The 11,850-nt window shown below is 40.4% G+C and carries 10 protein-coding genes; 3 read left to right on the plus strand and 7 right to left on the minus strand.

Going from position 1 to position 11,850, the window contains the following annotated elements; translation table 11 throughout:
- Positions 1–149: 149 nt before the first annotated feature.
- Positions 150–656 (plus strand): C40 family peptidase, encoded by a 507-nt coding sequence (locus KZC02_RS13910; RefSeq protein WP_221394643.1) that lies wholly within the window; start codon positions 150–152, stop codon positions 654–656.
- A gap of 297 nt (positions 657–953) precedes the next feature.
- Positions 954–2,291 (plus strand): argininosuccinate lyase, encoded by a 1,338-nt coding sequence (argH, locus tag KZC02_RS13915; protein ID WP_221395052.1) that lies wholly within the window; start codon positions 954–956, stop codon positions 2,289–2,291.
- Positions 2,292–2,433: 142 nt separating this feature from the next.
- Here the strand turns inward: argH and KZC02_RS13920 are convergent, their stop codons facing one another.
- On the minus strand, positions 2,434–2,613 hold the full coding sequence (locus KZC02_RS13920) for a hypothetical protein (RefSeq protein ID WP_221394644.1): 180 nt from the start codon (positions 2,611–2,613) through the stop codon (positions 2,434–2,436).
- Positions 2,614–2,874: 261 nt separating this feature from the next.
- Here KZC02_RS13920 and KZC02_RS13925 point away from each other — a divergent pair, with 261 nt between their 5' ends.
- Positions 2,875–3,417, plus strand: a complete 543-nt coding sequence (locus tag KZC02_RS13925; protein ID WP_221394645.1) for a redoxin domain-containing protein — start codon at positions 2,875–2,877, stop codon at positions 3,415–3,417.
- A gap of 213 nt (positions 3,418–3,630) precedes the next feature.
- Here KZC02_RS13925 and KZC02_RS13930 read toward each other — a convergent pair whose 3' ends face one another.
- The 6 genes from KZC02_RS13930 to KZC02_RS13950 all read right to left on the minus strand — a co-directional run bounded on the left by KZC02_RS13930 (position 3,631) and on the right by KZC02_RS13950 (position 11,780).
- Positions 3,631–5,082, minus strand: coding sequence for an IS1182 family transposase (locus tag KZC02_RS13930; protein WP_221390362.1), 1,452 nt, complete (start codon positions 5,080–5,082; stop codon positions 3,631–3,633).
- A gap of 157 nt (positions 5,083–5,239) precedes the next feature.
- Positions 5,240–6,946 (minus strand): SusD/RagB family nutrient-binding outer membrane lipoprotein, encoded by a 1,707-nt coding sequence (locus KZC02_RS13935; RefSeq protein WP_221394646.1) that lies wholly within the window; start codon positions 6,944–6,946, stop codon positions 5,240–5,242.
- Positions 6,947–6,990: 44 nt separating this feature from the next.
- Positions 6,991–8,046, minus strand: coding sequence for a hypothetical protein (locus tag KZC02_RS31795; protein WP_229254303.1), 1,056 nt, complete (start codon positions 8,044–8,046; stop codon positions 6,991–6,993).
- Positions 8,015–10,321 (minus strand): SusC/RagA family TonB-linked outer membrane protein, encoded by a 2,307-nt coding sequence (locus KZC02_RS13940; RefSeq protein ID WP_229254310.1) that lies wholly within the window; start codon positions 10,319–10,321, stop codon positions 8,015–8,017. The genes KZC02_RS31795 and KZC02_RS13940 overlap by 32 nt, the downstream gene beginning before the upstream one ends.
- Before the next feature lie 218 nt (positions 10,322–10,539).
- Positions 10,540–11,439 (minus strand): vanadium-dependent haloperoxidase, encoded by a 900-nt coding sequence (locus tag KZC02_RS13945; protein WP_221394647.1) that lies wholly within the window; start codon positions 11,437–11,439, stop codon positions 10,540–10,542.
- Between the two features lie 32 nt (positions 11,440–11,471).
- The gene (locus KZC02_RS13950; protein WP_221394648.1) at positions 11,472–11,780 is read right to left on the minus strand and encodes a hypothetical protein; all 309 of its coding nucleotides are present in this window, start codon (positions 11,778–11,780) and stop codon (positions 11,472–11,474) included.
- Positions 11,781–11,850 lie beyond the last annotated feature (70 nt).

Here is an 11,850-nt window from a genome sequence, read left to right on the forward strand (position 1 = left end):
CGCCTTGACAAAAAGCATGAAAAATGAATTAAAAGTAAAATAAAATTAATCAAAAATGCTTCTTAGCTTTACAAATAACAGGCGATTTAAACAATTGCAAAACAATCTCCTGTCAGCAGTTTTTATATTCCGGACCAACCCGATTACTTATGCATTTATTGACCAGACGTTCTATTCTGTTTATCACATTTGTATTAACAATTTCAGTTATAAACCCTACGAACGCCCAGTCTAAAAATGCTACAAAATCATCTGCTGATACACTCAATCACATAGAATCACTGGTTTCATTCGCTACCAAACATTTACACATTCCATACCGCTCCGGCGGAACTTCAAAAAGGGGGTTTGATTGCTCCGGTTTTGTAAGATATTGTTTTGATAAATGGAATGTTACTTTACCTCATTCGAGTGCTGCACAGGCTGAAAAGGGAACCACAGTTTCGCTGGACAAAGCAAAACCCGGTGACCTGATTTTCTTCAAAGGAAATAGTGTAAAAACCGCAACCGTTGGCCATGTCGGGATTATTACGGAAGTAACACCATCTTACGTCCGGTTTATACATTCGGCCTGGAAAGGCGGGATCCGGTATGATATGCTCAATGCGGATTATTACAAAAAACGCTTTGTTGCGGTTAAGAGGTTAATTGACTAATAATGTATAAACGCAGAAGAGGGGCCGCTCTCTGAACTCTGCGTTTAAATATTCCACTGATAATTCCGAAATCCTGATTAGTTTTGCTCATCAAAAATAATTAGCTTGTTAGAGCAATCTATTTTGCAGATTGAGTGAAAAAATTTCAATACAAATCTCTCCCTGATGCAAAATTCTCTACGATTTCTACTACTATCAAGCTCCTTGTTACTGATTACAGTTTGCCATTGTACTTATGCGCAAAAACAAACTGACCAAAATAATCCGGTTAAATCATCCCCAAATTCTCCAAAAATTTTGAAACTCTGGCAAAAAGAAAATACGGTTACTTCCGAAAAAATTGAACGCTTTACAGTAGGAAGAGACCGGGAAATGGACCTGCATCTGGCAGAATATGATGTATTGGGAAACCTGGCACATGCTACGATGCTGGAAACCATTGGATTACTCACCAAAGACGAACTGGTTGCATTACGTGCTGAATTAAAAGTTATTTACGCCCAGGTTGAAAAAAATGAATTTGTTATAGAGGATGGTGTGGAAGATGTCCATTCCCAGGTTGAACTTATGCTGACACGCAAGCTGGGCGATACCGGCAAAAAAATCCATAGCGGCCGTTCCCGTAATGACCAGGTGCTTGTCGACATGAAGTTGTATACCCGTGCACGTTTGTTCCAGGTGGTGCAGGCAACAGAAAAACTTTTTGATGTACTGATCAAACAGTCGGAAGCACATAAAAATGACCTGCTGCCAGGTTATACCCATTTGCAAATCGCCATGCCATCTTCATTCGGATTGTGGTTTGGGGCTTATGCAGAAGGTCTGATTGATGATATTATCCAGCTAAATGCTGCTTACAGGCTTGCCAACCATAATCCGCTGGGTTCCGGTGCAGGATATGGTTCATCTTTCCCTTTAAACAGAAAAATGACCACTGACCTGCTGGGTTTTGAAGGCATGCATTACAATGTAGTATATGCCCAGATGAGCAGGGGACGCACAGAACAGGCAGCTCTGACAGCCATTTCTTCACTGGCAGCGACGGTTTCACGTATGGCAATGGATGTTTGTTTATACAACAGCCAGAATTTCAGCTTTATCGTTTTACCGGACGATCTGACGACGGGAAGCAGCATTATGCCGCATAAGAAAAACCCGGATGTTGCTGAATTGCTTCGCGCCAAAACCAACCGGATGAAAGCTTTACCGATGGAAGTAACAATGGTGCTGAGCAATCTTCCGTCGGGTTATCACCGTGATATGCAGCTTTTGAAAGAAATATTGATGCCTGCATTTGATGAAATACTGGATTGCCTGGATATTGCAACATTCATGCTTGAAAATATCAAGGTAAAACAAAATTTACTGGCTGATCCGAAATATGACCTCCTTTTCAGCGTAGAACGTGTCAACGAGCTTGTGATCAATGGAGTGCCTTTCCGCGATGCATACCGGCAGGTAGGGGCCGAAATTGGTGACGGAACTTACAAGGCACCGCGTGAACTGAAACATACGCATGAAGGAAGCATCGGAAATCTGCAAAATAAAGAAATACAGGACCGGATGAAAAAGGAATTGAGCGCTTTTGAGTATGAGAAAGTGGAGAAAGCTTTGGAAAGTTTACTAAAAAAGTAAATCAGGTTAAATGAAATAATTGTTAGAAGATATTAAAATCACACTCGCGTTAATCCCTTTGTTCTTCCTGCTATTATCTCATTGCACATTTATCCGCCTGTTTCTGCCAAACAATGGCGGATAAATGTATTCTTTATTTAAATTAAAAGACCTTCTTTGTTCTTAGTAAATCAATCAGAATAATTGCTGATAATGTCACACCAATACCCAGCATCAACTTTCCGCCCTCCCAATTTTGCATAATGAAAAGTCCCCCAATAACAAGCAGAGTAAGCGTGACACAGAAAAGAACAACTCTTATTAAAGCCAGGTAAATTTTCATAAGTAAAAAGTTATATTTCAAGAACTTAAAGGAAAATTACCGCTTAATTTACTTCTATTAATAATATCTTTATCAACTTCCCATTACGGCTTATAAATTAATAAAAGCGTTATCATTTCATTTTGGAATTCATGCTCCTAACCGAAATATTTGTATTGCATCGTACTTTACAGTAATATCCTTTATTTAGATTTGCTTAAAGAATATAATTAGCCTGTACTGACGACTGTTTCTAAAAGGTTGTCCTATTTAAAATCATTTATGAAAGCACAATGTAACCAGGTATTCACATTACTGTATCTGATATTTTTCCTGAATCTTTTGTCTATAAAAGTAACAGGGCAGACCGCAAAACCACAGCAAAAAACTTTAAAAGTAATCCTGTTTATTGACACCGAATGCCCGATATCACAGTCGTATATGCCGGAACTCAAAAAACTGGCTGAACAATATCAATCCAGAAATGTTCAGTTTGAGTCCGTTTTTCCTGTTTATACCGCAACTGACAAGGAGATAAAAAGCTTCCTTAAAAAATATGGCGTTTTATTTCCTGGTTCGCCTGATAAAGATCATAAGACAGCAAGCCGGTACCATGCCAAGGTAATGCCGGAAGTAGTGCTGCTTGATGGAAACGGAATGATTGTATACCAGGGAGCAATTGATAACTGGTACACAGGTTTAGGCAAGAACCGTCCAAAACCTACGGAGTTCTATCTCCATGATGCCATTGAAGCAACATTGAACGGAAACCCGGTAATGACCAGACGGACAGAGGCTGTGGGATGTTTGATTAATCTGGATTGAGAATAAAATTATTGGGAATATAAAGAAGCAAAAAAGAGGCAAGCCAACCGGGAGGGCACTGAAAAAGCTTCTCAATTATAGGACTACCCAGAGCGGTCAGGTAAATTTTATTTACTTGACCGCTTTTGTTGTTTAAATGTGATCTGCAAATGGACTACCGTCCCAAAATGTTCGAATTTAGGTTTATCAGTGTTTGTCTTTAGTTTTGCGAGCCTAGTTGGTAAGTTTGATAATTCTTTTCAGATTTACTGCGAAGATGGCTAATGCTCCCTGCATCTGCATATTTTCAATTCCATAAGATGTTGCGCGGCCATAGCCATGGACATTCTTTAATTCACTGTTTTTTGCTTCGATCTTATACCGATGTTTTATTTTCTGCTTGTAATAGTCAGTTTCCTGAAAGGCTGTCTGTTGGAGGTGCGAGTCCGATTTTATGCTCACTGAATAGGATTTCGTTTTGGCCCCCCGCTTATAACAGTTCTCACTTAAGGGACAGATTTTACACTTCTCGACATCGAAATAGTAGGTATAGGTCTGATTTGTCCCCACATTCTTCCTTCCCTGACGTGCCTTTCGAATGGCCAGATGCCCGGCCGGGCATACGAACATGTCCGCATCTTTGTTGTAATCGAAGCGGTCTTCATTCTTTCTGGATCCTTGGGTAATAGAAGGGTTCAGCTTGGCAACCACCTTGATATCCTGCTCACTGGTTAGTTGAAGATTATCCTTTCCCGAATAGGCTGAATCGCCGATGATCGTGTCTACTTCAATGCCGTTGTCCTGGCTGATCTGCAAAAGTTCAGGAAGTTGTGGACCATCTCCCTTTTCTCCCGAGGTGACCACTGCGGCGGTAATAATACGTTCTTCTGTCATGGCAATATGGGTCTTGTAGCCAAAGAACTTGCTGTCAGACGATTTATGGCCCGTCCTGGCATCGCTGTCTTTGGAGAGCGTATAGTTCTCCAAAGTATCCTCCATTGTTTCCTTTAACAGGTTTAGTTTTTCCTTGATCGCAGGGATATAGATCAACGTCTGATCCGATTCTATACACTTCGCAAGCTCATTACAATAGGCAAGCTCCTTTTCGAGCTCGCCCGAATCATTCTTTTTAGGCATACGCTCTTTAATGTCAGCATCCACAGCATAAACGGCTTTGCGTAAAAGCTTTGAATGCTCCCTAAGCACCTTAAGGGCTGAATGTGGATTAGATCTGGAAAGCGAATGGGTAGCATCTACGATAATGGATCGAGAGCAAACAATACCCTTTTCAATCGCTATGGAGACTGTTTTGCCTATCAACAGCTTCAATAAGTCGGCATCTTTCAAACGCAATTTTCTAAACTTTGTCAAAGAGCTCGGATTGATGACTTCATCCTCGGGGGCCATGCCAAGGAAATACTTGAAGGACATATCGTAGCGGGAACGTTCGACTACATCTACGTCTGAAATGGTGTAGATTGTCTTCAGCAACAGGAATTTGAACATCCGTACGGGGCTCTGTGCTGCACGTCCGTTATCAGAACAATATTTACCTGCAAGCTCATCATAAATGAAGCTAAAGTCGATCAATTCATTAATCCTGCGAAGAAGATTGTCCTTGGGAATGATCAGGTCATACAATCCGGCGAACGCAGTAAATTGAATTTTTTGTTGGTGAATTAACATCTGAATCCCTTTCTAAATCCACCTTAAGATACCAAAAAAGGAGCAGAAAAACTTAATTTCCTACTCCTTTCTCTGACTCAGATACAAGAGGACTTTTTCAGTACCCTCCCAACCGGCCTGCCTCTTTTAATATTAACCAAATCAAGTATCAATTAAATTAAGGTTTGTCCCACCATACACGACCGGTTGCGTCACCAGGATTAGTACCAAATCCAGGTATGGTTGCCATAGCTGAGTATGCATCCTTTTTGTTGGCTACATTAGGATCTGTGTCACTAATTAATCCAAGCGGAGCACGTCTTGGTATTGTTAATACCACACCCAGGTTTTTCACCGGTGGCAAAGGTACAACAGACGTCGGATTTGGATATCCGGTACGTTTCCACAATGCCCAGCCTTCAGGAGCCTGCTTCATGAAATTCAAATAACTTTGGCTGGTTATCTGGTCTAACCCTTTTGCTGCATCATAAGCAACACCCGGCTGAGTAAGATAGGCAGTAATTTCAGCGGCTGTTACTGCTGTGTAGTTTAGCAACTGAGATCCCGTCCCTACTTCATCATACCAAGCAATAGAGCTTTTTACACCTGCTTCATACCAGTCTTTTGCCGTTCCGGTTCCCATCCCTTTCAATGCCAGCTCAGCACGCATAAAACAAAATTCAGCATAAGTAATTACAGGAAGATAAGATAACCCAGTACCATCTTTACCGCTTGGATCACTGTAACCCGCACTAAACAGCCTTGGCTGAAGAAATGAAAGTGTATCAACCTGTACTTCGGTGGTTCCAATAGTTACCCTCTTTACTGTATAATAATGGCTAATAATCGATGTAAGTTTTGCATCTTCGGGATTAGTAAAACTACCAATATACCTTCTTTCCGGTTGCTTAGTACCGGCCGGCAACAATTTGGCAGCAATGAGAAGATCAATATTAGCTTGTGAATATCCATTAGGTGTAAAGAAAGCATCTATGCGAGGATCCTTGGTTGTCCACATAAAATCAACCATAGGCTTCGCTGCACGTAACGTACTAGGATTACGGTTACCACCGTCACCTGTACCTGTAAATGATGCTTTAGCCTTAAAAACCCATCCATCTGCATTAGAGCTCATAAAATCTGTTGCAGGAGAAGCAAGAACTTCTGTAATAATTGCATTTCCGGCAGCAGCATCTGCTTTTGCTACACGCATAGCCATTCTTAGTCTCAGTGCATTTGCAGCTTTAACCCACTGCTGAGCAGCACCATTATAATATTGATCATAGTTTCCTAATTCAACCTGCGTAATTGATGGCGCAGTTTTAAGGGTAGCTATTGCCGTTTTAAGTTCACTGTCAAGCTGTGCGAATAACGCCTGTTGGGTATCATATTTAGGCTGCAAGGTTCCGCCGTAGCGCCCCTGAAATGCATCGGAATATGCAATACTACCATAAATATCAGATACATAAAATGCATAGTAGGCCTTTAAAATATGTGAAATCTGAACCATATTCACATATTTTGGCTGTTCTGCCTCATCCAGTTTGTTAACCAGTTGTTCCACATCATAAAGCGTATTACCAACACCGTCATACAGGCGGCCATATCTCTGAGTGAAATTGTCCCAGTTCTGAGTGAACGGGCCCTGATTTCCATTCAGACCTGTCGTGTACTGCATCCACGGCATAGTCTTCTGATAATATTCGTAGAATGCGTCAAAATCAGTACTGTTCATGGATATTGTTGCATTTAAAAACTGATTTTGAGGCGGAACCTTATCCAAGGCATCAGGATTTTTGTTAATATCTACAAAATCCTGTTTGTCACAAGCTTGCAACAGCCCTAGCAGTACCAGTAAAATTATATTGTTTTTTATCAATTTCATGATTTCTTATATTTTCAATTTATCGAAATAAAATTTCTGATTTGTTATAGTCCGATATTTACAGATACACCCAGGTTACGTGAGAAAGGCAATCCTCCGTACTCCATAAATTCACCTGCCTTGTTACTGTAAAGTCCTTCCGGATTCACACCACCTTTTGCAGTAGTATACAAATAACCCAGATTACGGCCAATCAGACTAACGCGAAGTGATTGAATTTTGGCCTTGTTCAGCAATGAAGCTGGTACATTGTATCCAATTGAAACTTCACGAAGGGAAACCCATGAGTTCTCAAAAGTTGAGTACTCACGAATACCTGAACTCCACTGTGTAAGGTTGTAATAATATGCATAGGCAGGAATTGGTTTAACATAACCCGCTGTAACAGCATCTGCGTATGTCATACCACCCAGATCCTTAGGCGCGCCATCAACTTGTGCCATAAAACCATTGGCAAGAACTCCTTGCGGAATAATTCCATCTGTGCGTACCACTCCCTGATCATCGGTAAATGTTACTCCTCCAAGTTCCGTATTACGTCCTGGTAATGTAAAAGCAAATGCACCAGTCGACGATCCGTACTGATGCGTAGCGGAAGACATCAAACCACCAATTTTAGCATCAGCCTGAACAGTCGCTGTAAAATTTCCATAACGGAATGAGTTGATATTACTCGTTAAGAATTTCTCCATTACTGTCCCAAGTTCCTTTGAACCCTGATTATAAGCACCGCTTCTCAAATAGGCAATTCCACCTTCTGCTGAACTGTTAGCACCAATTACTTTTTGTCCGTTCAGTTTTGGGTCACTTGATTCGTAAGTTGCGAAAGCGTAAGAAGTTACAATTGTTCCATAATCTTTACCTACACGTGCAACAGAAGATACATCTGCCCCAAATCCAAGTCCCAGCGTATAAGTATCAGTTCCTTCAACCAGTTCCAAAACTTTGTTACGGTTGCGTGAAAAGTTGATACTGGTATTCCATTCAAATTTACCTCTTTTGATTGGCGTAGCAGTAATCAAAAATTCAACTCCTTTATTTTGAATTCTTCCTGCGTTTACCAGTTTGCTACTTACACCTGATTCTGCTGCAAGTACCAAGACTCAATATTTCATTTTTTGTAATTTTATTATAAACAGCAACATCAATACCTAAGCGATTGTTGAAAAAGCGTACATCCGCACCAAATTCAACCTCACGCGCCAGCCTGTTTTTCAAACCATAGTTTGGTAAAGTATTTCCGTTAAAACCAGATCTATTAATAATCTGATTATTATAATCTACATAAGTTCCCTGAGGAAGGTAATTACCTGTCGAGTTAGTAGACCATGCATCAGTATCACCACCAGTATAACCTAAGCTACCGCGTAACTTACCAAATGACAACCATGTAGGTAACGTTTTAAACGTTTCAGTTGCTATCCATGATAAACCTACTGATGGGTAAGAATAAGTATAATCTCCGCTTCCGTCAGCATAGGTGAGTGTTGAAGACCAGTCATTACGAATACTTGCACTTAATGTTAATGCATCTTTATAAGTAACATCACCATAAGCATAAACCGCATCAATACGTTTTGAAGGAGTTAATCTATTTTCGTAGACGAGCGGGTTAACTGTATTGGCAACAGTAAATACGTCAGGAACGCGTAACCCTCCATCTGTTCTTGCACGGAAATAACGTCCTCCAATCAATCTGTTGGTTTCACCACCTACGTTAAAAGTAAGATTGAAATCTTTATTCAACTGACGGTTAAGCATTAAAAGTGCCTGGAAACGGGACTGGCTTTTGTTTTCTGTATATTCTCCATACTCACCCCCAGCAAATCCTACACCTGATCCACGATCCTGATTATTACCTGTATACAATTCAGTCTGAACATTACCACGAACCAGGAATGACAGCCAGTCTGTGATTTTACCGTTCAAGTCAATATTTCCACGGAAAATCTTTTCGTTACGCTGTTGTTTGAATTGAAATGTCTGGAACATAAAGTCTGTAACATTGTACGGATCATTTGTACCCTGACGACGGCCGCCAACAACAGGATCAAGATAATTTTTTGACCAGTAATCAATATCCATAGAACGTGGACGGTTGTATACAAAACGGAATACCGGATTGTAATTACCTCCCTGACGAATCGGATTTACCATATCATTGTCGGTATAATCCGCACTAACATCAAGGCTAAGGATTTTACCGATTTTTTGTGTTCCTCTGATGTTGAAGTTGTTTCTCTTCAATTCAGTACCAGCCGGCATGATGGAAGTATTTTTCAAAGTAGAGAAAGACGCACGGAAAGAACTGCGGTCATTTCCACCTTCAATAGCTACACTATGATTGATATACTTTCCTGTCTGGAAAAATTTCAAAGGATCATTTGCCTTGTAAGCTACCATTCTGCCATCAAGGTCACGTACCTGCTGACCCTGCATTTCAGGACCATAAGACCATGGGAAGTTGGCACGGTCTATTTCATTTACACCGTCAGCTCCTGTAACAAATTTACCATCCATTCCGGCACCATACCGGTTTTGCAGATCTAAAAATTTGTATGCTGATTCAAAGCTGGAAGTATGATTATAAGTAACACCAAGGCCTTTGTCTGAACGTCCTTTTTTAGTCTGAACCACGACAACACCATTCAATGCTTCCGATCCATAAAGTGAACTCGCAGCAGAACCTTTTAATACAGTCATAGACTCGATATTATCAGGATTAATGTTTTTCATGATATTACCAAAATCCTGGCCTGCACCCCATGAATCTGCTCCGGAAGTTCCCGGGCGGATTAAAACACCATCAACAACAAAAAGAGGCTGTGTATTAGGGCTCAATGAAGCATTACCACGAATACGGATACGAGATGAAGACATTGGTCCGCCAGTTCCCTGGTTGATCATTACCCCGGCAACTTTACCCTGAAGTGCATTGACGAAGTTAGCATTGTTTGTTCTTGTCAGATCCTGTCCCTGAATTGTTTGCGCAGAATAAGCAAGTTTTCTTGTCTCCGTAGGAACACCAAAACCTGTAATCACTACTTCGTTCAGATTTTTGTTATCCTCATCAAGAATAATCGATAACTGGCTTGCAGTACCAATTTCAACTTCTCTAACCAAAAAGCCGATTGATGAAACCACAAGAATAGAAGTATTGGATGAAACGTTAACAGTAAATTTACCATTAGCGTCAGTAGCACCCCCATTATTTGTTCCCTTTACCAGATAAGATGCACCAGGTATAGGATTCTGGTCTTTGTCTGTTACAACACCTGTAACAGCTTTCCTGTCCTGGGCTATACTCCATGTACTTCCTGTCAGAAGCAAAAGTAAAATGACCAGACGTTTTAAACTAGTAGACTTTTGTCTCATAAAGAAATAGGTTAATTAATAAATGATGTAAAAAACAAGTTTTTAATGAAAGGGTCTCCAACAAATTCTGCTTATCTATTAAAGTGCAGACTTTCCTGAACATTCCAGTTCCAGTATCAAAAATATAAACAATTATTAACAATCAAGTAATATTTATTAAAAAAATTAATAAATGTTTCATTCAAATTTAATACATAAGTAATGGAGGCTGTTCAGTACTATCTAAGTATAATTGTTTTTATTACCTGATTGCCAATATTTTCACCCTGCAATTTTCCATTCATTATGGCTGAGCGATAGTGTATGCCTCCGTAAAGCCTGCTAATTGCAGCTTCCTGAGCCGCATCGCTGAAAGATTTAAAATGCCTGACGGGCAAACCGTAGTCTACTTCTGTATTGTCAATATATGGAAATTCATTCCCGAAAATATTTGAGAGTACCTGAGCGGCGGCTGTGGAAATTACACTATGCCCGCTCGTATATTCAGGAAAAGGCGGAGTCTGTAACAATGGTCTCCACTTCTCACTTACATAAGCATTAATTACCGTTTCGGGCCTGATAAGCTGGCTGCGGTATTTTTCATCCCAGCAACTTATAAAACCATCAAACAAAGCAACAGAGGTCAGCAGATAAGCTGAGGTAGTTTTTGGCCAGTCGGCTTTGGCAATTTCAGCTGCCTGTCCGGCGATAGAGATCCAGTGTCCGCCAGGAGATAATTTTTTTGTGGCAAAGTTCAGATGTCCCTGTGTATTAAGATAAAATGGATTACAATCCCAAAAACTGGCAATCAGGATTTCTTCTTTATTCATATTTTGAGTAACCCGATATACCTCTTTTACATCCTTCATGAAAGCACTGGCAGTGTCTGTACTAAACACAGGCGGTGGAACCGGCTTAAACTGACCAGCTGAATCAAGGCTTACCGGACGTATCTGACTCCAGTATGGCTCTACGGCATCAATATACCCGGGTGGAGTAGGCGTCCATTTCCCCGGTTGCTTACTGTATGAATATCTCCTCTTTTTCCGCGTCAGCAAATAATTATCGTCGGCCGCCCATTTCAGGATACTGTCACTCACTGCCTGTCCGTATTGAATTGAATTGCTATAGACTTTCATATCCGTTTCGTGAAAATCTTTTAAAATTACCTTTATACTGTCTTCCAGAAGATGTTCAGAAAAGACGAGTTTTCCTCCGGTTTTAAAAATGCATAAACCGCAGCCAGCGGGTGATTTATTTTCCCCTCTAAACGGATTTTTTTAACATCAGGAAAATTTTTAATCTGCCCATGAAGACTTTTATATTTTGTGTCACCAGCTACAAGCGCTTCATACGCAGCAGCGTTGGCATATAAATAAATTCTGCTCGCAACAGGAGGAGAAAAAATATCATGTACAATTGTGCGGGTAAGGTTTTTTCTGCGCGGTGTAATAATTTGGGAGACGGCTGAGCAAAACAATCTTTACCAGACAGGAAGATTAATAAGAATAAGAAATAACGGTTTTTATACATTTTAGGAATGATATTGA

The sequence above is a fragment of the Dyadobacter sp. NIV53 genome (assembly GCF_019711195.1).
Taxonomy (GTDB): domain Bacteria; phylum Bacteroidota; class Bacteroidia; order Cytophagales; family Spirosomataceae; genus Dyadobacter.

Excerpts from the sequence above, each read along its gene's own strand:
- KZC02_RS13910 (WP_221394643.1), top strand. The coding sequence starts at position 150 with ATGCATTTATTGACCAGACGTTCTATTCTGTTTATCACATTTGTATTA.
- KZC02_RS13920 (WP_221394644.1), bottom strand. The coding sequence starts at position 2,613 with ATGAAAATTTACCTGGCTTTAATAAGAGTTGTTCTTTTCTGTGTCACG.
- KZC02_RS13925 (WP_221394645.1), top strand. The coding sequence starts at position 2,875 with ATGAAAGCACAATGTAACCAGGTATTCACATTACTGTATCTGATATTT.
- KZC02_RS13930 (WP_221390362.1), bottom strand. The coding sequence starts at position 5,082 with ATGTTAATTCACCAACAAAAAATTCAATTTACTGCGTTCGCCGGATTG.
- KZC02_RS13935 (WP_221394646.1), bottom strand. The coding sequence starts at position 6,946 with ATGAAATTGATAAAAAACAATATAATTTTACTGGTACTGCTAGGGCTG.
- KZC02_RS13940 (WP_229254310.1), bottom strand. The coding sequence starts at position 10,321 with ATGAGACAAAAGTCTACTAGTTTAAAACGTCTGGTCATTTTACTTTTG.
- KZC02_RS13945 (WP_221394647.1), bottom strand. The coding sequence starts at position 11,439 with ATGAAAGTCTATAGCAATTCAATTCAATACGGACAGGCAGTGAGTGAC.